Origin of the sequence: Streptomyces sp. MNU89 (assembly GCF_020982505.1) — a bacterium.
Classification (GTDB): domain Bacteria; phylum Actinomycetota; class Actinomycetes; order Streptomycetales; family Streptomycetaceae; genus Streptomyces; species Streptomyces xinghaiensis.
Genome location: NZ_JAJKLL010000001.1, coordinates 5,760,011 through 5,783,303, shown reverse-complemented (window position 1 = coordinate 5,783,303; position 23,293 = coordinate 5,760,011). Strand labels below are relative to the sequence as shown.

The following is a 23,293-nucleotide window of genomic DNA, read 5'->3' as shown; positions in this document are numbered from 1 at the left end:
GCCCCCCGGCTCTTCGGGCAGACAAGCCGGTACACACGGGGACAAAGAGACCCGGGTTGTCCACAGGCGTGTGACGTGAAGCCGTGAGGACGGCAAGAATGCGGAGATACGGCACCGTCGCCGGCGAACGCCGGACGCGGTGAGCGCGTATGACGCGCGTGTGATGTGTGGCCGGCCCGCCGAAGGGTGCGCCGGCCCGGAGAACGGGCCGAGGAGGGCTGGGTGACGACCTATGACGATCGAGCGAGCCTCACTGATCTGACCACCACCGCGGAGCGCGTGCGCCGGTCGGTGGAGAACGTGATCGAGGGCAAGCCGGAGGTCGTGAGGCTCTCGCTGACGGTGCTGCTCGCCGAGGGGCATCTGCTCATCGAGGACGTACCGGGGGTCGGCAAGACCATGCTGGCGAAGGCGCTGGCGCGGTCGATCGACTGCTCGGTGCGGCGTATCCAGTTCACCCCCGACCTCCTGCCCTCGGACATCACCGGGGTGAGCGTCTTCGACCAGCAGCGGCGGGACTTCGAGTTCAAGCCCGGCGCGATCTTCGCCCAGATCGTGATCGGCGACGAGATCAACCGCGCCTCGCCGAAGACCCAGTCGGCGCTGCTGGAGTCGATGGAGGAGCGGCAGGTCACCGCCGACGGGCAGACCTACCACCTGCCCAGCCCTTTCATGGTGGTGGCCACCCAGAACCCGGTCGAGATGGAGGGCACCTACCCGCTGCCGGAGGCGCAGCGGGACCGCTTCATGGCCCGGGTGTCGATCGGCTACCCCAGCGCCGAGGCCGAGCTGGAGATGCTGGACGTGCACGGCGGTGTCTCGCCGCTCGACGACATGCAGCCGGTGGCGCACGCCCACGACATCGTCAAGCTGATCGACGCGGTCCACTCCGTGCACGTCGCGGACTCCGTCCGGCGCTACACCGTCGATCTGGTGGCGGCCACCCGCAACCACCCCGAGCTGCGGCTGGGCGCCTCGCCGCGGGCGACGCTCCACCTGCTGCGGGCCGCGAAGGCCTCGGCGGCCCTGCACGGCCGGGACTACGCCCTCCCGGACGATGTGCAGGCGCTGGCCGTCCCGGTGCTCGCGCACCGGCTGCTGCCCACCGCCCAGGCACAGCTCGGGCGGCGTACGTCCGAGCAGGTCGTCGCAGACATCCTCCGGCAGACCCCGGTGCCCGATCCCTCCGCGCAGCAGTGGCGCGGAACGCCGCAGGGCCGGCCGCCGGGCCTGCGGGGGCTGTGATGTCCGGCGCGCCGGGAGAGACCGAGGCGCCCGCGGAGGGCCGGGAGCAGCGGGGCACCCTGCGGGGCGCGCTGGCCGGGCTCACCACCCGGGGGCGGTCCTTCCTGGCCGCCGGTTTCGCCGCGGCCGCGTGCAGCTACGTCCTGGGGCAGGACGACCTGCTGCGGGTCGGACTGCTGCTCTCTGTCCTCCCGCTGGTGTGCGTCGCGGTGCTGTACCGCACGCGCCACCAGGTGGCGGGCAGCCGGCGGCTGGCTCCCGCGCGGGTTCCGGCCGGCTCGGAGGCGCGGGTCCATCTGCGGGTCGACAACGTCTCCCGGCTGCCCACGGGGCTGCTGATGCTGCAGGACGGGGTGCCGTACGTCCTCGGGCCGCGCCCCCGGTTCGTCCTGGACCGGGTGGAGCCGGGCGGACGGCGCGAGGTGTCGTACCGGGTCCGTTCGGACCTGCGCGGCCGCTATCCCCTCGGGCCGCTCCAGCTGCGGCTGACCGACCCGTTCGGGATGTGCGAGCTGACCCGGGCGTTCAGCACGCGGGACACCCTGACCGTGGTGCCGCGCACCGAGCCCCTGCCGCCCGTCCGGCTCTCCGGGGACACTCCCGGTTACGGCGAGGGGCGGCACCGTTCGCTCGCGCTGGCCGGCGAGGACGACGTCATCCCCCGCGGCTACCGGCACGGGGACGATCTGCGCCGGGTGCACTGGCGTTCCACCGCACGCTACGGCGAGCTGATGGTGCGCCGGGAGGAACAGCCGCAGCAGCCGCGCTGCACGGTGCTGCTCGACACCCGGCGTGTCGCGCACCGGGGCGCGGGGCCGGACTCCGGGTTCGAGTGGGCCGTGTCCGCGGCGGCCTCCATCTCGGCGCACATGCTGGAACGGGGCTTCTCGGTACGGTTGCTGACGGACACCGGGGACACCGTGCCCGGTACGGACGGCGGCGCGGGGACGCCGGGGGACTTCGCGGACACGGCCGGGCTGATTCTGGACACCCTCGCGGTGGTGGACCACTCCGGCGAGCCGGGGCTGTCCGGGGCCTACGACCATCTCCGCGGCGGACAGGAGGGGCTGCTGGTGGCGCTGCTCGGCGCGCTGGACGAGGAGCAGACGGCGGTGGTGGCGCGGCTGCGGCACCGGACCGGGCGGGCCGTCGCGTTCGTCCTGGACACCGGCGCCTGGGCGCGCGAGCCGGACGCGGACCCCGACGGCTTCGCCGGCCGGCTGCGGCTGCTGCGCGAGGCGGGCTGGTCGACGGTCCCGGTCCGCCCCGGCGCGGCACTGCCCGACCTGTGGCGGATGGCGGAGCGGCCGCGGGCGGGGGCACCGGCGAGCGGGCAGACGGGGGCATGACATGACGGGCCGGGCAGAGGAGCGGCGATGAGCGGACGCGGACGGCTGGCGGTGAGCGCGGCGCTGGCCACCCTGCTGGCGGCCTGCTCCCTGCTGCCGCTGGTGAAGGAGGCGGGCTGGCTGCCGCAGGCGGCGTTCCTGCTGGCGGCCGTGTCCGGGGCGGGCGCGCTGGCGCGGCGGGCGCCGCTGCCCCGCCCGCTGACGGCCCTCGCCCAACTGCTGGTGGCGCTCCTGCTGCTGACCTGGTCCTTCGCGCGGGGGCAGGCCGTGGCCGGGCTGCTGCCCGGCCCGGACGCCTTCCGCGAGTTCGCCCTGCTGCTGTCGGAGGGCGCGCAGGACATAGGCGAGTACTCCATACCGGCGCCCGTGACGCCCGGCATCCGGCTGATGCTGGTCGGGGGTGTGCTGGCGATCGGACTGCTGGTGGACGTGCTCGCGGTGACGTACCGGGCGGCGGCCCCCGCCGGCCTGCCGCTGCTGGCGCTGTACTCCGTGGCGGCCGGGCTGGACCAGGGCGGCTCGCGCTGGCTGTGGTTCCTGCTGGCGGCGGTCGGCTATCTGCTGCTTCTGCTGGCCGAGGGCCGTGACCGGCTCTCGCAGTGGGGGCGGGTCTTCAGCGGCGCGCCGCCCGCGCCCAGCAGGCTGGGGGCCGGGCTGGAGCCGTCCGGCGGCGGCCGGGCGGCCGCCCCGCTCCGCACCGGCCGCCGGATCGGCGCGGTGACGCTGGGCATCGCCATGCTGCTGCCCGCCGTCATGCCCTCACTGGGCGACGGGCTCCTCGACGGGCAGCGGGGCACCGCGGGCTCCGGACCCGGGGCGGGCACCATCACGACCGTGAATCCGCTGGTGTCCCTGCAGAACAGCCTCAACCAGCCGGAGAACCGGGAGGTCCTCTCCTACCGGACGAACGCGGAGAACACCCGGGACCTCTATCTGCGGATCGTCGCCCTGGACCAGTTCGACGGCTCTTCCTGGAAGTCCTCGGAGCGGCCGATACGCCCGGTGCCCGACGAGCTCCCGCCGCCCCCCGGGCTGAGCCCCGAGGTGGCAACGGCCAGGGTCGACACCTCCGTCTCGGCGTCCGACTCCTACCGGCAGAGCTGGCTTCCGATGCCGTACCCGGCCACCCGGGTGGAGATCGGCGGGCGCTGGAGCTTCGAGCCGGAGGGCCGCACCCTGGTCGGCAACCGCCGGCAGACGACCCGGGGGGCGGAGTACCGGGTGTCGAGCCTGCTGGTGCAGCCGACGGCGGCGCAGCTCGCCGCGGCCGGCCCGCCGCCCGCCGATCTGCTGCGCGAGTACACCGAGGTGCCGGACTCGCTGCCCCCGGTGGTGGCCCGCACGGCGCGGGACGTGACCGAGGGCGCGGGCAGCGCGTACGAGAAGGCGGTGCGGCTGCAGGACTGGTTCGCGTCCGAGGGCGGCTTCGTCTACGACACCCAGGTGGAGGCCGGGAGCGGCAGCGAGGCCGTCGCCAACTTCCTGGAGCAGAAGGAGGGCTTCTGCGTCCACTTCTCGTTCTCCATGGCCGCCATGGCGCGGACCCTGGACATCCCGGCGCGGGTGGCGGTCGGTTTCACCCCGGGAACGGCGAGCGCGAACGGCACCATGTCCGTCGGCCTCCGCGACGCGCACGCCTGGCCCGAGCTGTACTTCGAGAACATCGGCTGGGTCCGCTTCGAGCCGACGCCCTCCCGGGGAACGGTCCCCGACTACACCGTGCCGGACGCCCCGGAGAGCGGCACCACGGTCCCGGACGAGCCGGAGCCCGTCGAGTCCTCGGAGCCGTCGGCCACCCCCTCCGACCGGGAGGACTGCCCGGCGGACCAGCGTTTCCTCGGTGAGTGCCAGGTGCCCCCGGCCGACGCCGGGAGCGGCGCCACCGGTGGCGGACTGCCGCTGCGCACGATCCTGCTGTCCACCGCGGCGGCCGTCCTGCTGCTGGGACTGCCCCTGCTGCCGCTGGTGTGGCGGACCCGGGTGCGCGGACGCCGGCTCGGCGGAGCGGGGAAGGAGCCGCGCGACCCGGCCGAGGAGGTCCTCGCCGCCTGGCGGGAGCTGATCGACTCGGCCTGGGACCACGGCTTTCCGCCCGACGACTCGCAGACCCCGCGCCGGGCCGCCGAGCGGATCGTGGCGGCCGGCGGACTGGAGGAGCCCGCGGCGGAATCGGTGCGCCGGGTGGCCGGGGCCGTCGAGCAGGTGCTCTACGCGCCGGTACCGCGTCCGGCGCCGGGGCTCGCCGACGACGTACGGCGCGTGCGGGCGGCCCTGCATGCCGCGGCCGGGCGGGGAACCCGGCTGCGGGCCCTGTTCGCGCCGCGCTCGGCGGTACGGGTGGCGTGGGCCTGCTCACGCCGGTTGTGGGCGCTGACCGAGCGGTGGAGCGCCGCCTGGACCACGGCTGTACTGCGGGTCTCCCGGCGCGTCCCCACCCGGCAGCGGGGCTGAGCCCCAGCCCGAAGCCGGCCGGGAGGCGGGCCGGGGAACGGCCTTCGCCGGGACGGCCCGGCTGCCGGGAGCAGGCCGTGCCCGGAGGCCCTGCGTCCGGGGATCGCCTACGGGGCCGGTCCGGGCACGGGGCCGCGGGCGGGCGGGGGCCGCGGACGGGCGGGGGCGGGGATGGGAACGGGAAAACACCCGTGTACGCGAACAGACTTGAGGGGTGACCTCTCGCAAGGTCACCCCTCAAGGTGTGTCCGTGTGCCGGCTCCGCGGTCCGGCTCGGCCGCCTGCCGGTGCCGGCGGCTAGTGCCCCGGCTCGTCGCGGCGGCGCTGCCAGCGCTCCTCGATGCGGTTCATCATGGAGCGGCGCTGCCTGCCCTGTCTGCGGCCGCCCTGGGCGCCGGTATCGGCGGGCTGCTGTTCACCCGGCTGGGGTGCCTTGCGCCAACTGGTGACGGCGAGCGCGGCGCACCCGAGCATGACGAGGAACCCCACCACGCTGATCCAGATCTGCTGGGCAACCATGCCCGCCATGAGAAGCGCGATACCCACCAGAAAACCCGCGACCGCCTGGTACACCCGGCGACGGGTGTACGTGCGCAGCCCGCTTCCCTCAAGCGCTGTCGCGAACTTGGGATCTTCGGCGTACAGCGCTCGCTCCATCTGCTCGAGCATGCGCTGCTCGTGCTCCGAGAGCGGCACGGAGTCCTCCTACTCGTCGGTCGCGGGAGCGACCGGGTGCGACGCTTTCAAGGATAGGCAGGGATTCGCCCCCGTGAAACCCGCTCCCCTGCGTCATTTCCCATGACACAGGGCACATCGGGTCAGGTTCCGGGTCACTCTCCCCTGCCGGCCCGTCCGACGATGCCGACCGTGTTCCCTCGATCATACGGGGCAATGCGTCCGATTGGGTGAGCTGTGGCCCAGAGCATGCGCCGGCCGGAGTCGGGCGACTCCGGACGGTATGCCGTACGGCGTCAGCCGGATTCCCGTTCAGCCAGTACGTGCAGCTGGGTGGCGACGGACTGGAGGGCGGGGACCTCCGCCGCGGCCGCCTCCAGCTTGAGCAGGGCCTCCAGGGCGCCGGGCTCGCCGTCCACCAGCGCACCGGGGACCAGGTCGGCGAAGACGCGGACGCCGTGCACCGCCTCGACGGCGAGCCCGGCACCGGTGACGAGCGCGGTCAGTTCCTCCGGGGTGAAGCGGCGGGGCACCGGGTCGCCCTCCCCCCAGCGCCCGTGCGGATCCGCCAGGACCTGCCGCGCCTCGGAGAAGTGCCCGGCGAGCGCACGGGCGAGGACGGCACCGCCCAGACCGGCGGCGAGCAGGCTGAGCGTGCCGGACGGGCGAAGCGCGGCGACGGCGTTGCGCACGCCCTCCGCCGGGTCCTCCATGTACTCCAGGACGCCGTGGCAGAGGACGGCGTCGAAGCCGCCCCGCTCGACCACGTCGAAGAGGCCGTGCGCATCGCCCTGGACTCCGCGCACGCGGTCGGCGACCCCGGCCTCGGCGGCCCGCCGCTCCAGCGCGAAGAGGGCGTTGGGACTGGGGTCCACCACGGTGACGCGGTGGCCCCGGCGGGCGACGGGCACGGCGAAGTTGCCGGTGCCGCCACCGGTGTCGAGCACGTCGAGCACGGCGCGGGAGCCGTGCCCGCCGGGGCCCGCGCTCTTCATCCGGCGGTCCAGTGCCTCCCGGAGCACGTCCCAGACCACGGCGGTGCGGAGAGAGGCTCGGGGGCGCATCGGGTCGGACACAGCGGGGGACTCCTCGGCGCGGGACCGCCGCGGGGACGGCGGTCGCAGTCGGTGCAGGCGCCCTCCACCCTATTGCCTCTCCCGCTCAGCTCGCGTCGGGCTCCGCCTCCTGCTGCGGCTCGGCGGTGCGGGCCTGCGGCAGCACCGGCTGGAGCACCAGCATCCGCTCCACGAGCCGCAGGAACATCCCGGCGTCGCGCAGCAGATCGTCGGCGTCGCGGCTGCCGGCCGCGTCGCGTATGCCCGCCTCGGCGCGGGCCCGGCGGGCGGCACCGGAGGCGAACAGCATGCTCCACTCGGTCAGTTCGGGAGCCACCTCCGGCAGCACCTCCCAGGCGCTGCGGATGCGCTGCCGGCGGCGCGGGGTGCTCTCGGGCCGGCCGCGGACCGCGAGCACGGCCGCGGCGGTCCGCAGGGCGGCGAGGTGGGCGGTGGCGTAACGCTCGTTCGGCTCCGGGAGTCCGGCGGCTTCGTCCAGCCCGGCACGGGCCTGGGCGAGCAGGCCCAGCGCCTCGGGCGGTGCGCCGGCCCGGCGCACCACGGGGTGGACGTCGGCCGGGGAACCGGCGAGTGCGGGGGTGGTCCTGTTGCTGCGGCGTCGGCGCGCTGCGGCGGACGTGGTCGCCATGACGAACCTCCTGTCGTCGCGGAACGGCTGTCGGGGCCGTATGTGCACATCGTCGGGCACACCACTGACAATCCGGCCTGACCTGCGGTTTCCTCCCGTACCAGCCGCTTCCCGGGTTTTCCCGCCCCGGCTCGGGAGGGTTCCGTGCCACCTCCCTCCTCCCCACGCCCCCGGGCCCCGGCGGGCCGAGCCCCCGGCCGCGAGCCGCGGCGTCTCGGACGCTATCTTTCTGTACTGACCAGTCAGTTCAAAAAGCCGCCGGTATGCCGGCGCGGAACAAGGAGAGGGGACGCGAGGGTGAAGGACACCACCCCGCGGGGCGCGGCGGTCTCGGCCGGGGGGTTCGGCCTGCGGGGCCCCCGCGGCTGGGCCTTCCGCGACATCGCCGTCACGGCGGAACCCGGTGCGCTCATCGCCGTCGAAGGGCCGTCCGGTACGGGCCGGACCTGCCTGCTGCTCGCCCTCACCGGGCGGATGCGGGCCCACACCGGGCACGCGGAGGTCGGCGGCCTCCGGCTGCCGACCGGCCGGGGAGCCCGGCGCGGGCACATGGCCGCCGTACGGCGGATCAGCGCCCTCGGCCCGGTCCCGGGGGTCTCCGAGCTCGAACCGTCCCTGACCGTCGCCGAGCACCTGCGCGAACGCGCCCTGATGGAACGCAGGTTCGGCACCCCGCCCCGGGAACTGCTGCGTCCGCGCGCCGCACGGGCCGCGGACCTGCGGGAGCGGATCGAGGCGGCGCTGGAGGGCGCCGGGCTGGCGCCCGAGACCCTGCCCAAGGGCACCCGGACGACCGTGCGGGATCTGGAGCGGCTGGAGTCGCTGCGGCTCTCCGTCGCGCTCGCGCTGACCGGCCGGCCGCGGTTGCTGGCCGTCGATGACGCCGATCTCAAACTGCACGGCCGGGAACGGGCCGCCGTCTGGGAGTTGCTGGCCGGGGTGGCCGCGGCGGGAACGACCGTGCTCGCCGTGTGCAGCCAGGCCCCGCCCGGCTCCGTCACCGTCCGCACCGCCGCCGCGGAGACTCACGGGGACGACGGAACGTCCGCCGGGCCCTCCGGTGCCCGCACGGATCCCACGGCCGGAACCACGGACGGCACAAGGGACGGGGAGGGGGCACCGGATGCGTTCGCCACGACTCGCCGCGCTTGAGCTGCGGCGCTTCGGCCGGGGCCGGATGCCGCGGGCGGCGCTCGTCGCCCTGCTCCTGCTGCCGCTGCTCTACGGGGCGCTCTACCTGTGGTCGTTCTGGGACCCGTACGGCCGGCTGGACAAGGTCCCGGCCGCCCTCGTCAACGCCGACCGCGGCGCCACCGTCGACGGTGAACGGATCACGGCGGGCGACGAGATCGCCGACGGGCTCCGCGACAGCCACGCGTTCGAGTGGCACGAGGTCAGCGCCGCCGAGGCCCGTGCGGGGGTGGAGAGCGGGCGGTACTACCTCTCGCTCTCCGTGCCGGGCGACTTCAGCGAGCGCCTCACCTCGGGCTCCGGCGGGGAACTCCCCGAGAACGGCGCGCTCCGGGTGCGCACCAACGACGCCAACAACTACGTCGTCGGGCAGATCTCCAGGACCGTCTTCGCCGAGGTGCGCTCCGCGGCCTCGGCGGACACCGCCCGCTCCTATCTGGACAAGATCTTCCTCTCCTTCTCCGACATCCACGGGGCGACCGAGAAGGCCGCCGAGGGCGCCGACAAGCTGGACGAGGGGGTGGACAAGGCGCACCGGGGCGCCACGGACCTCGCCGACGGCCTGGCCAAGGCGGAGAAGGGCAGCGGCGATCTCCGGACCGGGCTGCGGAAACTCCACAAGGGCGCCGGACGCCTCGACTCCGGCGCCGCCCGGGTGGCCGAGGGCACCGGGAAGCTCGCCGAGGAGGCCGGACGGATGGGCCGCGTCGTCCCCTTCCTCAAGGAGCACGGGGACGAGATCGGGCGCACCGCCGGCCTGGTCGCCGACACCGCCGGGACCGTCCGCGGCCACCTCGGCGATCTCCCCTCGCCCACCACCGCGGCCGAACTGGCCGGGGAGACCCGCGAGGCGGCGGACTTCCTCGCCGCCGACCACAAGGAGCGCTGTGAGCGCACCCCGACCCCCGACGCCGCCTGCCCGCGGTTGACGAAGGCCGCCGAGGCCGCCGGGAAGGCCGCGGATGCCGCGGAGACCGTCGAGTCCCTGGTGCGGAGCGAGAACGGCGAACTCGACCGGCTGGACCGCGACCTGGCCTCCGTGCAGCGGTACGCCCGGACCCTGGAGCGGAAGGCCCCGGCCCTCTGGAAGGACGTCGACACCGCCGTCGCCGGCATCGAGAAACTGGACGCGGGCGCGGAGAAGGTCGCCCGCGGCGCGCACTCCCTGCACACCGGCCTGGCCACCGCCAAGAAGGGCTCGGAGACCCTCGACCGGGGGATCGGCAAGCTCTCCGAGGGCGCCGGCGATCTGGGCGGCGGCCTGTTCCGGCTGGCGGACGGATCGGAGAAGCTGGCGGGCGGCCTGCACGACGGCGCGCGGAAGATCCCGGACTACGACCGCGAGGAGCGCGACGCCCGGACGGAGGTCATGGCCGACCCGGTCCGGCTCGCCAACCGCTCGCTGCACACGGCGCCGGACTACGGCACCGGCTTCGCCCCGTACTTCATCCCGCTCTCCCTCTGGGTGGGCGCCATGGTCGCGTACATGCTGATCCAGCCGCTCAACCGGCGGGCGCTGGCCACCGGTGCCTCCTCCTGGCGCATCGCGGTGGCCGGCTGGCTGCCCGTCGCGGCCCTGGGAGTGCTGCAGACGGCGGCCCTGATGTCCGTGCTCCACTGGGGACTCGGGCTGGAGATGGCGCGGGCCGCGGGCACGATGGGCTTCCTGCTGCTGGTCACCGCCTGTTTCGCGGCCGTCGTGCAGTGGCTGAACGCGCGCTTCGGCCCGGCCGGCCGCATCCTCGTCCTGGCGCTGCTGATGCTCCAGCTGACCTCCGCGGGCGGCACCTACCCCGTCGAGACCAGCCCCGGCTTCTTCAACGCCGTCCATCCCTTCCTGCCGATGACCCACGTCGTCGAGGGGCTGCGCCGGCTGATCACGGGAGGCGGCCTGGAACCGGTGTGGCAGGGCACCGCGGTGCTGGCCGCGTACACCCTGGGCGCGCTGGCGCTCACCGCCTGGTCGGCCCGGCGCCGCCAGGTGTGGACGGTGGACCGGCTGCACCCGGAGCTGAGCCTGTGAGGCCCGACCGGCCGGTAGACCGCCCGGTAACCGGGAGAATCAGCGGCATGGAGAGCACGAGCACCCGTCGGCGGGCCACCCGCACCAGGCTCTACGAGGCGGCCGTCACGCTCATCGCGGAGCAGGGCTTCTCGGCCACCACGGTGGAGGAGATCGCCGAGCGCGCCGGGGTGGCCAAGGGCACCGTCTACTACAACTTCGCCAGCAAGACCGAACTGTTCGAGGAGTTGCTCCGGCACGGGGTGGGGATGCTCACCGCCTCGCTCCAGCGGGCGGCGGACGAGACCGCGGAGCGCGGCGGCAGCCGGGTGGACGCGCTGGACGCCATGGTCCGCGCCGGACTGGCCTTCATCGACCGCTACCCGGCCTTCACCCAGCTCTACGTGGCCGAGCTGTGGCGCACCAACCGGGCCTGGCAGGACACCCTGCTGGTGCTGCGGCAGCAGGCGGTCGCGGTCGTGGAGACGGTGATCCGGGAGGCCGTGGAGCGCGGCGAGGTGAGCGGGGAGATCGACGTCCAGCTGACGGCGGCGGCCCTGGTCGGCATGGTGCTGGTGGCGGCGCTGGACTGGAAGGCGTTCCAGCCGGAGCGGACCCTCGACGACGTGCACGCCGCGCTCTCACGGCTGCTGCAGGGGCGGGTCGGCGGGGAGCGGAGCGGTCGGGAGGACCGCGCGGGCACGGTATGAGGGCGCGGGTATGGCGTGAGCGCGGGCACGGCGTGAGCGCGCGAAAAGGCGCTGTCCTGGCGTGGTGCGATCCCCCGTCGTACCCCGCCAGGACAGCGTTCCCCGTACCCCCGTGCCCGGGTTTCCCCGTGCCCCGGGTTTCCCCGTGCCGCCCGGACGAGCTCCCCCGTGGTGCTCCTCCGGGCCGTCCCGGGGTGCCGCGCCGTTCCGCCGCCCCGTGCCGGCGGTGCCGGCGGGCTCCCCTTCCGTGGCCCTCACTCTTCCGTCCGCGGGCGGCCCGGCCCATCCGCGCGGCTACTCATCCGCCGTCTGGGTACGGGTACTCAGACCGCGCGCCGCATACTCACGGTCGGGTACGGCGGCACTCCCCGGCACCGGCGAAAGCCCCGGCCGGGCAGGCGGAACGGGGCACCGGAACGGCTGCCTGCGCCCCCGGCTAAGGTCTCGCCCATGGCACGGATTGCGGTGATCGGCGCCGGCACGGGCGCGATGGCGGCCGCCGCCCGGCTGGCCGTGGCAGGCCACCGGGTGGCGGTGTACGAGCGCGCGGAGACGTACGGCGGCGCCGTCCGCCGCTTCGAGCGCGACGGGTTCGGCTTCGACACGGGGCCGGCGCTGCTCCATCTGCCCGCCGTCTTCCGTGACTTGTTCATCAAGACCGGCAAGGAACCCCTGGAGTCGTGCGTCGCCCTGGAGCAGGTCGATCCGGCGAGCCGGCATCTGTTCGCGGACGGCACGGACCTCTCCCTGCCGGGCGCCTCCCGGGCCGGCGTGGTCCGGGCCCTCGACGCGGCGCTCGGCGCGGGCGCCGGGGAACGCTGGGGCGGGCTGCTGGGCCGTGCCCGGGAGACCTGGGAGGCCACCCGGCGACCGCTGCTGGAGGAGCCGCTGCCGCGCGACCGGACCGGCCTGGAGAGCGATCCCTACCCAACCCCGTCCGGGCGGAAGCTGTTGGGCCTGCGCAGGACGCGACCCCCCGGCAGCCTCACCGAACTCGCCCGGCGCGAGCTGCGCGATCCCCGGCTGGCCGCCCTCCTGGAGAGCCACGCCCTGGCCTACGGCTTCGACCCGCGGACCGTGCCCGCGAGCGCGGCCGTACTGCCGTATCTGGAACACACCTTCGGCAGCTGGTACGTGCGGGGCGGCCTGCGGGCCCTGGCGGAGGCTCTGTACGAACGCTGCCGCGCGCGGGGCGTGGAGTTCACCTTCGGCGCCGAGGTGACGGGCGTCCTCGTCGAGAACGGCCGGGCCGCCGGACTGGAGCTGCGGGACGGCGGACGGGTGGCGGCCGAGGCCGTCATCTCCGGCGTCGACGCCCGGCTGCTGTACGACCGCCTGCTGCCCCCGGGCGGGCGCGCCCTCCCCGCCACCCGCCGCGGCCCCGCCCGGCCACGGCCGGTTCAGCCTGCTGCTGGCGCTGCGCGGCCCGCGCCCGGAGGGAACGGCACACCGCACGGTGCTGCACGCCGCCGATCCGGCCACCGAACGGGCCGGTCTGGACGGGGACTTCGGCAGCCTCTGCGACCGCCCCACCGTGACGGTGCTCCGGCCCGGCGATCCCGCACTGCTCCCGGACGCCGGCCATGAGACCGCGGTGCTCTCGGTGACCGTCCCGCCGCACGCCCCCGGCGGGACCGGCGCGGAGGGCACGCTCGACTGGACCGCCGGAGGGCACGCCGAACGGTTCGCCGACGCGCTACTGGCCGCCGCCGGCAAGGCCGGGCTCGATCTGGAGAGCCGGCTGCTGTGGCGGGAGGCCCGGACACCGGCCGACACGGAACGCGAGACGGGGACGCCCGGGGGCTCGGTGCCGGGCCCCGCGCTGGCGGGCGCCGGCGGTGCCTTCCTCCGAGCGGGCAACCGCGCCGATGTGGGCGGTCTGTACCTGGTGGGCGGTTCGGCCCATCCCGGCGGCGGGCTCGCCCATACCGGGATGTCGGGCGCACTGGTCACGGGCCTGCTCGTGAACGGCGACGACTGGCGCGGCTCGCAGTAACGGCGGGTCGGGGCCCGCTTCGTGGGCCCCGCCGCGGGCCCCGACCGCGGAACGGCGGACGGCCGGAGCCGGTCGGACGGGCCGGGAGGGGGCCGGCGCCGTCGCGGGGTGCGCGGAAAGCGGTACCCGGTCAGGGCTCGGGGCCGGTGGCTCCGGGCTCGGTGGCTCCGGCGGATCAGTAGCGGTACTGCTGCTCGTCGAAGCCGCTGTTGTAGCCGGGGGCGCCTGGTACGGGTAGGGCGGCTGGTCCGCCGGGGCCTCCTCGGGCGGGAGGGGCCCCGCGCCGTCACGCTGCTGCGGCACCCAGACACCGCCGGGCGGGGTCTCGGAGTACGGCTGCGCGTACGGGTCCGGGGCGTACGGGTCCGCCGCCTGGTACGGCGCCCCCGCGTACGGGTCGGCCGCCCCGTACGCTCCGCCGTCCGGGGCGTAGCCCTGGCCGTAGCCCTGGTCACCGGCGCCGGAGTACGGGTCGGCGTAACCGCCGTACTGCGCCGTCTGGTAGTCGTACGTGCCCTGGCCCTGGCCGTAGCCGGTCTGGCCGCCCGCCTGCCCCGTGGCGGCGCCGGTCCCCACGTAGGTGCCGTAGCCGTCGTCGTAGCCGGCGTACTCGCCGTAGCCGCCGCGGCCGGTGTCGCGGCCGGGATCGCCGTACCGGGTGTCGCCGTAGACGCCGTACTCACCGGTGTCGTCGGGCAGCGGCTCCGGCCGGTACACGGCGGGTTCCGGCTCCCGTTCGGGCCGCCCGCCGTCGTCGGGGAACGCTCCGTCGTGCGGGAACTCCCCATCGTGCGGGAACTCCCCGCCGTCGGGCAGCGCTTCGAGGTCCGAGACCTCCAGCGTGGGCTCCGCCCGGTTCCCGGGGTCGCCCTTGCGGCGCTTGCTCGCGCCCGGCTTGCCCCCGATGGCCCACCCGGTGGAGAAGCCGCGCCGGAAGGAGAGCGTGACGAAGGTCTGTCCGACGGCGAAGGCCATCGCGCCGATGCCGATCAGCACCACGGAGGGGATCAGGAGGACACCGACGACCACGCAGGAGAAGCCCGCGAAGGCGAGGAGCCGCCAGCGCAGCCGCGCCTTGTACTGCAGCAGCACCTCACCGAGCAGCCAGAGGGCGACGATCCCGAATGCGATGTAGAGGACTGTCCAGCCCATGTGCCGCCCCGCTTCCGCCGCTTTCGGCCGTCATCGGGGCCGCTGGTGCAGCCCCAGATTCTCGTAGATCTCCAGCGTCGCCGTCGAGTGGTTCAGGGTGATGAAGTGCAACCCCGGGATGCCCTCTCCCATCAACCGCGCGCACAGCTCCGTGGCGTATTCGATCCCCATGGAGCGTACAGCGGCCGGGTCGTCTTTGACCGCGAGGATCCGCTCGGCCAGCTCCGGGGGGAAGGCCGCGTTGCTGAGCTGGGCGAATCTCTCGATCTGCCGGACGTTGGTGACCGGCATGATCTCGGGGATGATCGGGGTCTCGCAGCCCGCCGCCGCCACCCGGTCCCGCAGGCGCAGGTAGTCCTCCGGGTAGAAGAACATCTGGGTGATGGCGAAGTCGGCGCCGGCCCGGCACTTGTCGACGAAGTGCCGTATGTCGCTCTCCCAGTCCGGGGACCGCGGGTGCATCTCGGGGAAGGCCGCGACACCCACGCAGAAGTCGCCGGACTCCTTGATCAGCCGTACGAGGTCGGCGGCGTACCGGACGCCCTGGGGGTGCGGGACCCACTCGCCCATCGGGTCACCGGGCGGGTCGCCGCGGAGCGCGAGCATGTTCCGGATACCGGCTCCGGCGTAGCTGCCGATGACGTTGCGCAGTTCGGCGACGGAGTGGTTCACCGCGGTGAGGTGTGCGACGGGGGTGAGCGTGGTCTCGGTGGCGATCCGCTCCGTGGCGCGCACGGTGCCGTCCCGGGAGGAGCCGCCCGCGCCGTAGGTCACGGAGACGAAGGTGGGGGCGACGGCCTCGATCCGCCGGATGGCGTTCCACAGCGTCCGCTCGCCCTTCTCCGTCTTCGGGGCGGCGAACTCGAACGAATACGACTGCGCGCCCGACGCGAGGAGGTCGCGCACGGTACGGGCGTGGTCCGTCCGGGTGGAGGGCATACCAAGGGCCATACCGGCAGGTTAACCACCGGCGCACCCCGTCCCCATCCCTGTCCAGCAGGCGGACAGGGGATCGCCGCGCGGCACGGGGCCGCCCGGCCTGCCGCGGCCCCTCGCGCCGGAGCCGGCCGCGGGTCAGAGCGGGCGTTCGCGGAGCCTCCGGGCGAGGTCGGCGGTGGCCGCGGCCGGGTCGGCGGCCTCCGTGAGGGCACGGACCACCACCACCCGCCGGGCTCCGGCGTCGAGCACCTGCTCCAGATTGCCCGCGTCGATCCCGCCGATGGCGAACCACGGACGGCCGGTGCCGAGGGCCGCGGTGGAACGGACCAGATCCAGGCCGGGGGCGGGCCGTCCGGGCTTGGTGGGGGTGGGCCAGCAGGGGCCGGTGCAGAAGTAGTCGGCGCCCGGCTCGGAGGCCGCCGCGGCGGCCTGGGCCCCGGAGTGGGTGGACCGGCCGATCAGCGGGCCGTCGCCGAGGATGGCACGGGCGGCCGGGACGGGCAGGTCTTCCTGGCCGAGGTGGAGGATGTCGGCGCCCGCGGCGTGGGCGATGTCGGCGCGGTCGTTGACGGCGAGCAGCTTGCCGTGGCGGCGGCAGGCGTCGGCCATGACCTCCAGGTGCTCCAGCTCTTGGCGGGCCTCGATGCCCTTGTCGCGCAGCTGCACGATGTCCACACCGGAGGAGAGCACCTCGTCGAGGAAGGCGGGCAGGTCGCCCTGGCGGGTGCGGGCGTCGGTGCACAGATAGAGCCGGGCGCCGGCGAGCAGTGCGGCGGCTTCGGCGTGGGTGTGGGCGCGGGCCATGGCGGTCCCCCGTTTCGTCGGTGTACGGGCCCGGGGGTGCTCCGGGCCCGTACACCGTTGCGGTTGTTCAGGCGTGACGTGATGCGGACGTGCCGGTGTGTACCCGGACTCCGGACTGCGTGGCTCCGGCGGACCGCCGGGCGCGGGCCGGCCGGGTGTCCCGGGCGGCGGGGCTCCGGCGCACGGGGCGCCGCCGGCGGGACGGCCCGGACCGTGTCCGGGCTGGCGCCGTGTCCGGCTTCGTGTGCGGCTCCGGGTCCGTGTCCGGCTCCGGTCAGACGGCGAGCGCCTGGGCGCGGCGCTTCACCTCCGTGCCGCGGTTCTCCCCCAGGGCCTGGGCCGGCGTGCCGGGCAGGCTCGGATCCGGGGTGAAGAGCCATTCCAGCATTTCCTCGTCGGTGAAGCCGTCGTCCCGCAGGAGCGTCAGCGTTCCGACGAGGCCCTTGATCACCTTGCCGTTCCCGATGAAGGCGGCCGGTACCTGGAGCACGCGGTTCTCGCCACGGCGCACCGCGATCAGCTGGCCCTCCCTGACCAGCTGCCGGACGCGGGTCACCTCCACGCCCAGGCGTTCGGCGACGTCGGGAAGGGTGAGCCAGTCGGAGACGAGCGCTTCGGTCTTCGTGTCAATCTCGGTCACAGGTCAAGCGTGCCATCCGGGACCGACAGCCGGAAGCGCGGCACCGCCGGGCGGGCGCACACCCGCTCAGACGGCGGCCGACTTCAGCGGTACGGACGGGTCGGCGGCCCGCTCCGGGTCGAGCCGCGCCGCCCGCTCGATCAGCCGGCGGCCCTGCGCGAGATCGCGCGGCCGGCCCACGGCGAGCAGGGCCGTCAGCACTCCGTCCCGCAGCCAGCACACCGACCAGGAGGTGCCCGCCGGGTCACCGCGCCACAGCAGGCGCTCGCCGCCGGAGTGGTGGCCCGCGTACTGGAGGAAGCGGCCGAACTGCTCCGACCAGAAGTACGGCACCGGGTCGTACACGGGGGTCTCCTCGGCGCAGCGCGCGATGCGCGCGGCCACGGTGACCGGTCCCCGGAAGGCGTTGTCCCAGTGGTGGATCAGCAGCCGCTCGCCGTAGCGGGCGGAGGGGAAGGAGGCGCAGTCGCCGACCGCGTAGACGTCCGGCAGGGAGGTGCTCAGCCGCTCGTCGGCCCGTACGGAGCCGTCCGCGCCGAGCTCGACGCCGGAGCCCGCCAGCCAGCCGGTTGCGGGCCGGGCGCCGATGCCGACGACGACGGCGTCCGCGCGGAGCCGGCTGCCGTCCCCGAGGAGGACGCCGCCGGACTCGACGGCGGCGACGCGGGTGCCGGTGAGGAGGCGGGCGCCCGCCTCCTCGTACCAGCCGGCCATGGGCGCGGTGACCTCGGCCGGGAGCGCGTCGGCCAGCGGGCGGCCGGTGGCCTCGACGACGGTGACGGGGCAGCCGGCCTCGCGTGCGGCGGTGGTGAGCTCGGCGCCAATCCAGCCCGCGCCGACGATGACGATCCGGCGGCCGGCGGCGAGCACCGGGCGCAGCCGTTCGGCGTCGTCGAGGGTGCGCAGCACGTGCACACCGGGCGAGGTCTCGCTGCCGGGGAGACCGACGGGATCCGCGCCGGTGGCGATGACGAGGTGGTCGTACGGGAGGACGGTGTCCCCGGCGACGACCAGCCGGTCGGCGGCGCGGAGCGCGTTCGCCGGGTGGCCGAGCAGCAGTTCGACGTCCAGGGCGGCGAAGTCGATGCCGAGGGACGTGGCTCCGGCCGGACCGGTGGCCGCGCCGGCGGACGCGCCCCCCTCGGTGCCGGCGGCCGCGTCCCCGCCGTGCCCGCCCTGGAGCACCGCCTTCGACAACGGCGGCCGGTCGTACGGCGGGTGGCTCTCGGCGCCGAGCAGGGTGATGGCGCCCGGCCAGCCCTCCTCGCGGAGCGCGACCGCGGTCCGCGCCCCCGCCATGCCCGCGCCGACGATCACGACTCGCTCTGCTGTCCGCCTGTCCTCGCTCACGCGTTCACTCTAGGACCGCCCCGGCGGACACCGCTGGCGGTCCCCGGCCGCCGGGCCGCGCACGGGTCCCACACGCCGGCGGGCGGCGGGTCTCCGACCCGGCCGGGCCTTACAGCGGTCGGCGCCGTGGCGTTAGGGTGGCGGCACAGAGCACTCGCGGGAGCCCGGAGGACCGGGCTGAGAGGGAGGCCGGACCGCCTCCGACCGTACGAACCTGATCCGGGTCATGCCGGCGAAGGGAGGAGCTGGACGCCCATGCACACATCACCGGGGAACGCGCACAGCGGCAGCGAGGGGCACACGGGCGGAGGCGGGCGCGGAGCCGCCCGGCACACCCATGACGTACTGGTCGTCGGGGGCGGCATCATCGGCCTGGTCACCGCCTGGCGCGCGGCCCAGCGCGGCCTGGACACCGCCGTCGCCGATCCCGCGCCGGGCGGCGGTGCCGCGCAGGTGGCCGCCGGGATGCTGGCCGCCGTCTCCGAACTCCACTACGGCGAGCAGACACTGCTGGGCCTCAACCTGGCCTCGGCCGCGCGCTATCCGGCGTTCGCGGCCGAGCTGGAGGAGGCGAGCGGCCAGGACATCGGGTACCGGGCCTGCGGCACCCTCGCGGTCGCCCTGGACGCCGACGACCGCGCCCATCTGCGCGAACTGCACGCCCTGCAACTGGCGTCCGGACTGGACGCGCAGTGGCTGACGGGCCGTGAGTGCCGGCGCCTGGAACCCATGCTGGCGCCGGGGGTGCGCGGCGGTCTGCGGGTGGACGGCGATCACCAGTGCGATCCGCGCCGGCTGGCGACTGCCCTGGTGCGCGCCTGTGAACGCGCGGGCGTCGTCTTCCACCGGCAGCGCGCCGGGCGGCTGTCCGTCTCGGCGGACCGCGCGACCGGCGCCGTCCTGGACGACGGCACCGGGGTCGCGGCGGGGCTGACCGTGCTGGCCGCCGGGAGCATGAGCGGACGGCTTCCGGGGATTCCGGACGAGGTGCTGCCACCGGTGCGGCCGGTCAAGGGGCAGGTGCTGCGGCTGCGGGTGCCCGAGCGGTACGCGCCCTTCCTCTCCCGCACCGTACGGGCCGTGGTGCGCGGCGGACAGGTCTACCTGGTGCCGCGCGAGAACGGCGAACTGGTGATCGGTGCGACCAGTGAGGAACTCGGCTGGGACACCACCGTCACCGCGGGCGGGGTGTACGAACTCCTGCGCGACGCCCATGAGCTGGTGCCCGGTCTGACCGAACTGCCGCTCACCGAGACCCGCGCGGGCCTGCGCCCCTGCTCGCCGGACAACGCCCCGCTGCTCGGCCCGTCCGCGCTGCCCGGCCTGCATCTGGCGACGGGCCACCACCGCAACGGTGTTCTCCTCACGCCGGTCACCGGGGACGCGATGGCCGAGGCGCTGGCCACCGGCGTGCTGCCGGAGGAGGCCCGCGCCTTCTCGCCGCTGCGGTTCGCGGGCGGCGCCGCCGGAGCCGCCGGAGCCACCGACGCGGCCGGCGCCGCACCCGCTTCCGTACGACAGGAGCAGCCCGTATGACCGTCAACGTCAACAGGACCGTGACCGTTACCGTCAACGGGGCGTCCCGCGACCTGCCCCCCGGCACCACGCTGGACGCGCTGGTCGCCGGCTTCACCCGGGCCCGCACCGGGGTCGCCGCCGCCGTCAACGAGACCGTCGTCCCGCGCGGCGACTGGCCCGCCACCCGGCTCGGCGCGGGCGACCGCGTCGAGATCCTCACCGCCGTCCAGGGAGGCTGACCCATGGCCGACACCACCGTGTACGACGGCACCGCGCCCGCCGCGCCCGGCCCGTCCCCGGACGCGCCGCCCCCGTCCGCGACCGCGCCCTCGCCCGCTCACGAACCCGCCGCCGACCCGCTGGTCATCGCGGGGATCCCGTTCGCGTCCCGGCTCATCATGGGCACCGGCGGCGCCTCCAGCCTGGACATCCTGGAACGCGCCCTCACCGCCTCCGGCACCGAGCTGACGACCGTCGCGATGCGCCGGCTGGACCCGACCGTGCAGGGCTCCGTCCTGTCCGTCCTGGACCGGCTCGGCATCCGCGCGCTCCCCAACACCGCGGGCTGCTTCACCGCCGGGGAAGCCGTCCTCACCGCGCGCCTCGCCCGTGAGGCGCTCGGCACGGACTGGGTGAAGCTGGAGGTCGTCGCCGACGAACGCACCCTGCTGCCCGATCCGGTCGGCCTGCTGGACGCCGCCGAGACCCTCGTCGACGACGGCTTCACCGTCCTGCCCTACACCAACGACGATCCCGTGCTGGCGCGGAGGCTGGAGGAGGCGGGCTGCGCCGCGATCATGCCGCTGGGCTCCCCCATCGGCTCCGGACTCGGCATCCGCAACCCGCACAACTTCCAGCTGATCACCGAGCGGGCCGGGGTGCCCGTCATCCTCGACGCGGGCGCGGGTACGGCCTCCGACGCGGCCCTGGCCATGGAGCTGGGCTGCGCCGCCGTGATGCTGGCCTCGGCGGTGACCCGCGCGCAGGAGCCGGAGCTGATGGCGCACGCCATGCGGCACGCCGTGGAGGCGGGCCGGCTGGCGTACCGCGCGGGCCGCATCCCGCGCCGCCACTTCGCCGAGGCGTCCTCACCCACCGAGGGCCGCGCGGTGCTGGACCCGGAGCGGCCGGCCTTCGGCTGACGGGGGCGCGGCGGGCCCGGCCGGGGACGGGACGGGACGGACAGCGGCGGGGCGCGCCGGGCCGGGGCGGCACCGGGACCCGGCCCGGCGCGGTCTCCGGTCCCGCCGCCGCGACGGCACGGGCCCCGAGCCGTGACGGGCCCGGAGCCGTGACGGGACTCACGTCCGCCTCCGCGCCCGCCCGCCGCACCCCTGTACGCCCCAACGGCCGTGACCGGGGCGGCCGGTGCGGCCCCGGGCCCCGCCGCCCGTGCGTTTCCCACCCGCTGTCACATTCCGGTAGCAGTGCGGCCACGGGCGCACCGGGGAGGGCCCGCACCGCGCGTCCCGGCTCGTAGACTCACCAGCGTGGATACGACCCTGCAGGACCCCTCCCCCGGCCCGCGCCGGGAGGACCCGCTGGTCGGGCAGGTGCTCGACGGCCGCTACCGGATCGACGCGCGGATCGCCACCGGCGGTATGGCCACCGTCTACCGGGGTCTCGACACCCGGCTCGACCGTGTGCTCGCGCTCAAGGTGATGCACCCGGGGCTCGCGGCCGACGCCGCCTTCGTCGAGCGGTTCATCCGCGAGGCGAAGGCCGTGGCACGGCTCGACCACCCCAATGTCGTCGGGGTGTACGACCAGGGCGACGACGGCACCCACGTCTTCCTCGCCATGGAGTACGTCGCCGGGTGCACCCTGCGCGACGTGCTGCGCGAGCGCGGCGCGCTCCGCCCCCGGGCCGCCCTGGACATCCTGGAGCCCGTCCTCGCCGCGCTCGGAGCCGCGCACCTCGGCGGGCTCGTCCACCGCGACATGAAGCCGGAGAACGTCCTGATCGGCGACGACGGCCGGGTCAAGGTCGCCGACTTCGGCCTGGTGCGGGCCGTGGACACGGACACCACCGCCTCCCCCGGCACCCTGCTCGGCACGGTCTCGTATCTCGCCCCCGAGCAGATCGAGCACGGCACCGCCGACCCCCGCGTCGACGTCTACGCCTGCGGCATCGTGCTGTACGAGATGCTGACGGGTGCCAAGCCGCACGCCGGCAGCACCCCCGCCCAGGTGCTCTACCAGCACCTCCACGAGGACGTACCGCCGCCGTCGGCCGCCGTACCCGGCCTGGCCCCCGGGCTGGACCGACTGGTGTGCGACGCCACCGCCCGCACCCCCGCGGCACGCCCGGCGGACGCGGCCGCGATGCTCGCCGCGGTCCGGGAGGTGCGCGCCGGGCTCACCGACGCCGAACTGGACGCCCTGCCGCCGCAGGCCCTGACACCCGCGGCCGCGGGCAGCGAGGACCGTACGAGCGTGCTGCCCCGCACCCGCGCCGCGGCGGGCTCCCCGGGCCACCGGGGCGGGCCGCGCGGCGAGCCGTACGAGAGAACCGCCGCCCTGCACCGCGAGGACGGCCTGGAGCGCACCAGCCGCCTGGCGGTGCCGCCGCCGGACGCGCCGGGGCCCGGGTCCTCCGCCGTCCCCACCGCGCCCGCCGGCCGCGCGCTGCGGCGCCGGCGGCTGCTGCCGCTGATCACCGCCGGGCTGCTGCTCCTGGGCAGTGTGCTGGGGGTCTGGTACATCAACTCGGGCCAGTTCACCCGGGTCCCGGGGGTGCTGGGCGAGCCCCGGGCCGCGGCCGAGAAGACCCTGCGCTCCGCCGGGCTGGACGTCGAGGTGGAGGAGGGGTTCAGCGATGTCGTGGAGCGCGGCCGCGTGATCAGCACCGACCCGGAGCGCGGCGCCCGCATCCGCGACACCGGCACGGTCACGCTCCTCGTCTCCAAGGGCCCGGACGTGGTGGAGATCCCGGATCTGCGGGGCGTACCGCTGGGGAAGGCCAAGGACCGGCTCAAGGAGCTGGGCCTGGTGCCCGGCGTGGTCACGGACACCTTCCACGACACGGTCGCCCGGGGCGCGGTGGTCTCCACCCGCCCGAAGGCGGGCACCGAGCGGAAGCCCGACACGGCCGTCGCCCTCACCGTCTCCCGGGGCGAGCCCGTGGAGACGCCCGGCGTGACCGGCGAACCGGCGGGCGACGCCCGGCAGACGCTGGAGGACGCGGGCCTGAAGGTGCGGATCGCCCCGGAGCGGGTCTTCTCCGAGGAGGAGAAGGGCGCGGTGGCCGAGCAGTCACCGGCCGAGGGCACCACCCTCGCGCAGGGCGACACGGTCACGCTCACCCTCTCCCGGGGGCCCGAGATGATCGTGGTGCCGGACGTCGAGGGCGCCGACGCCGAGGAGGCCCGGAGCGAGCTGGAGGAGCTGGGCTTCGACGTGAGGATCCGCCGGTTCTTCTTCGGTGACACGGTCTTCGACCAGTCGGTCGACGCGGGTGACGAGGCGCCGAAGGGCAGCACGATCACGCTCCGCGTCCGGTAGGGACGGTCACCACGGGGGAGTCCGCGGTTCGCGGTGTCTCCCCGGCGGCGGGCCGCGCCGGTCC

17 protein-coding genes, 1 pseudogene and 1 riboswitch are annotated in these 23,293 nt (G+C 75.3%); of the genes and pseudogenes, 11 read left to right on the top strand and 7 right to left on the bottom strand.

The genetic code is table 11. The features are described from left to right. Positions 1 to 222 precede the first annotated feature (222 nt). From E4N63_RS24690 to E4N63_RS24680, 3 genes are read left to right on the top strand one after another with little or no spacing between them, the layout of a single operon-like run. Positions 223 to 1,245, top strand: coding sequence for a MoxR family ATPase (locus E4N63_RS24690; RefSeq protein WP_125626470.1), 1,023 nt, complete (start codon positions 223 to 225; stop codon positions 1,243 to 1,245). After that, a complete protein-coding gene (locus E4N63_RS24685) occupies positions 1,245 to 2,594 on the top strand; it encodes a DUF58 domain-containing protein (protein ID WP_125626471.1) in 1,350 nt (449 codons plus the stop codon). The genes E4N63_RS24690 and E4N63_RS24685 overlap by 1 nt, the downstream gene beginning before the upstream one ends. 27 nt (positions 2,595 to 2,621) lie before the next feature. Continuing rightward, positions 2,622 to 5,045 carry a DUF3488 and transglutaminase-like domain-containing protein gene (locus E4N63_RS24680; protein WP_230241722.1) on the top strand — a complete coding sequence of 808 codons (2,424 nt, stop codon included), beginning with the start codon at positions 2,622 to 2,624 and terminating at the stop codon, positions 5,043 to 5,045. 297 nt (positions 5,046 to 5,342) lie between these two features. Here the strand turns inward: E4N63_RS24680 and E4N63_RS24675 are convergent, their stop codons facing one another. The 3 genes from E4N63_RS24675 to E4N63_RS24665 form a co-directional block, all read right to left on the bottom strand. After that, entirely contained in the window at positions 5,343 to 5,741 is a 399-nt protein-coding gene (locus E4N63_RS24675) for a DUF3040 domain-containing protein (RefSeq protein WP_125627062.1), read from the bottom strand. A 275-nt stretch (positions 5,742 to 6,016) separates the two neighbouring features. Then, complete coding sequence (locus E4N63_RS24670; RefSeq protein ID WP_125627061.1) at positions 6,017 to 6,796, bottom strand: methyltransferase; 780 nt, start codon at positions 6,794 to 6,796, stop codon at positions 6,017 to 6,019. Between the two features lie 85 nt (positions 6,797 to 6,881). Then, positions 6,882 to 7,424: an SAV_6107 family HEPN domain-containing protein gene (locus E4N63_RS24665; RefSeq protein ID WP_230241721.1), complete on the bottom strand. Its 543-nt coding sequence runs from the start codon at positions 7,422 to 7,424 to the stop codon at positions 6,882 to 6,884. Positions 7,425 to 7,721: 297 nt separating this feature from the next. On the opposite strand from E4N63_RS24665, the gene E4N63_RS24660 reads away from it, so the two are divergent. From E4N63_RS24660 to E4N63_RS24645, 4 genes and pseudogenes are all read left to right on the top strand, one after another. Beyond that, positions 7,722 to 8,576, top strand: coding sequence for an ATP-binding cassette domain-containing protein (locus E4N63_RS24660; protein ID WP_230241720.1), 855 nt, complete (start codon positions 7,722 to 7,724; stop codon positions 8,574 to 8,576). After that, positions 8,548 to 10,638: a YhgE/Pip family protein gene (locus tag E4N63_RS24655; protein WP_230241719.1), complete on the top strand. Its 2,091-nt coding sequence runs from the start codon at positions 8,548 to 8,550 to the stop codon at positions 10,636 to 10,638. The genes E4N63_RS24660 and E4N63_RS24655 overlap by 29 nt, the downstream gene beginning before the upstream one ends. Before the next feature lie 47 nt (positions 10,639 to 10,685). Next, positions 10,686 to 11,327: a TetR/AcrR family transcriptional regulator gene (locus E4N63_RS24650; RefSeq protein ID WP_125626393.1), complete on the top strand. Its 642-nt coding sequence runs from the start codon at positions 10,686 to 10,688 to the stop codon at positions 11,325 to 11,327. A gap of 450 nt (positions 11,328 to 11,777) precedes the next feature. Further along, positions 11,778 to 13,323, top strand: a pseudogene (locus E4N63_RS24645) (phytoene desaturase family protein). 1,182 nt (positions 13,324 to 14,505) lie between these two features. On the opposite strand, the gene metF reads toward E4N63_RS24645, so the two are convergent. From metF to E4N63_RS24620, 4 genes are all read right to left on the bottom strand, one after another. Continuing rightward, positions 14,506 to 15,426 carry a methylenetetrahydrofolate reductase [NAD(P)H] gene (metF, locus tag E4N63_RS24635; protein WP_125626396.1) on the bottom strand — a complete coding sequence of 307 codons (921 nt, stop codon included), beginning with the start codon at positions 15,424 to 15,426 and terminating at the stop codon, positions 14,506 to 14,508. Positions 15,427 to 15,549: 123 nt separating this feature from the next. Then, on the bottom strand, positions 15,550 to 16,218 hold the full coding sequence (gene thiE / locus E4N63_RS24630) for a thiamine phosphate synthase (protein WP_230241718.1): 669 nt from the start codon (positions 16,216 to 16,218) through the stop codon (positions 15,550 to 15,552). A gap of 274 nt (positions 16,219 to 16,492) precedes the next feature. Continuing rightward, the gene (locus tag E4N63_RS24625; protein WP_019706499.1) at positions 16,493 to 16,858 is read right to left on the bottom strand and encodes an Rv2175c family DNA-binding protein; all 366 of its coding nucleotides are present in this window, start codon (positions 16,856 to 16,858) and stop codon (positions 16,493 to 16,495) included. Positions 16,859 to 16,924: 66 nt separating this feature from the next. Continuing rightward, positions 16,925 to 18,208 (bottom strand): NAD(P)/FAD-dependent oxidoreductase, encoded by a 1,284-nt coding sequence (locus E4N63_RS24620; RefSeq protein ID WP_230241717.1) that lies wholly within the window; start codon positions 18,206 to 18,208, stop codon positions 16,925 to 16,927. A gap of 146 nt (positions 18,209 to 18,354) precedes the next feature. Beyond that, positions 18,355 to 18,467: riboswitch (TPP riboswitch) on the top strand. Between E4N63_RS24620 and thiO the strand changes: the two genes are divergently transcribed. The 4 genes from thiO (at position 18,464) to pknB (ending at position 23,229) form a co-directional block, all read left to right on the top strand. Further along, entirely contained in the window at positions 18,464 to 19,744 is a 1,281-nt protein-coding gene (gene thiO, locus E4N63_RS24615; RefSeq protein ID WP_230241716.1) for a glycine oxidase ThiO, read from the top strand. It overlaps the preceding riboswitch by 4 nt. Further along, positions 19,741 to 19,965, top strand: coding sequence for a sulfur carrier protein ThiS (gene thiS, locus E4N63_RS24610; RefSeq protein ID WP_185831393.1), 225 nt, complete (start codon positions 19,741 to 19,743; stop codon positions 19,963 to 19,965). Before thiO ends, thiS begins: the two co-directional genes overlap by 4 nt. A gap of 3 nt (positions 19,966 to 19,968) precedes the next feature. After that, positions 19,969 to 20,868, top strand: a complete 900-nt coding sequence (locus tag E4N63_RS24605) for a thiazole synthase (RefSeq protein ID WP_268271052.1) — start codon at positions 19,969 to 19,971, stop codon at positions 20,866 to 20,868. Positions 20,869 to 21,216: 348 nt separating this feature from the next. Beyond that, the gene (pknB, locus tag E4N63_RS24600) at positions 21,217 to 23,229 is read left to right on the top strand and encodes a Stk1 family PASTA domain-containing Ser/Thr kinase (protein WP_230241715.1); all 2,013 of its coding nucleotides are present in this window, start codon (positions 21,217 to 21,219) and stop codon (positions 23,227 to 23,229) included. Positions 23,230 to 23,293: the final 64 nt, after the last annotated feature.

What these genes read in the sequence shown, in the direction of transcription:
- thiS (WP_185831393.1), top strand. Translation starts at nt 19,741, where the DNA reads ATGACCGTCAACGTCAACAGGACCGTGACCGTTACCGTCAACGGGGCG.
- thiE (WP_230241718.1), bottom strand. Translation starts at nt 16,218, where the DNA reads ATGGCCCGCGCCCACACCCACGCCGAAGCCGCCGCACTGCTCGCCGGC.
- metF (WP_125626396.1), bottom strand. Translation starts at nt 15,426, where the DNA reads ATGGCCCTTGGTATGCCCTCCACCCGGACGGACCACGCCCGTACCGTG.
- E4N63_RS24650 (WP_125626393.1), top strand. Translation starts at nt 10,686, where the DNA reads ATGGAGAGCACGAGCACCCGTCGGCGGGCCACCCGCACCAGGCTCTAC.
- E4N63_RS24665 (WP_230241721.1), bottom strand. Translation starts at nt 7,424, where the DNA reads ATGGCGACCACGTCCGCCGCAGCGCGCCGACGCCGCAGCAACAGGACC.
- E4N63_RS24685 (WP_125626471.1), top strand. Translation starts at nt 1,245, where the DNA reads ATGTCCGGCGCGCCGGGAGAGACCGAGGCGCCCGCGGAGGGCCGGGAG.
- E4N63_RS24605 (WP_268271052.1), top strand. Translation starts at nt 19,969, where the DNA reads ATGGCCGACACCACCGTGTACGACGGCACCGCGCCCGCCGCGCCCGGC.
- E4N63_RS24680 (WP_230241722.1), top strand. Translation starts at nt 2,622, where the DNA reads ATGAGCGGACGCGGACGGCTGGCGGTGAGCGCGGCGCTGGCCACCCTG.
- E4N63_RS24655 (WP_230241719.1), top strand. Translation starts at nt 8,548, where the DNA reads ATGCGTTCGCCACGACTCGCCGCGCTTGAGCTGCGGCGCTTCGGCCGG.
- thiO (WP_230241716.1), top strand. Translation starts at nt 18,464, where the DNA reads ATGCACACATCACCGGGGAACGCGCACAGCGGCAGCGAGGGGCACACG.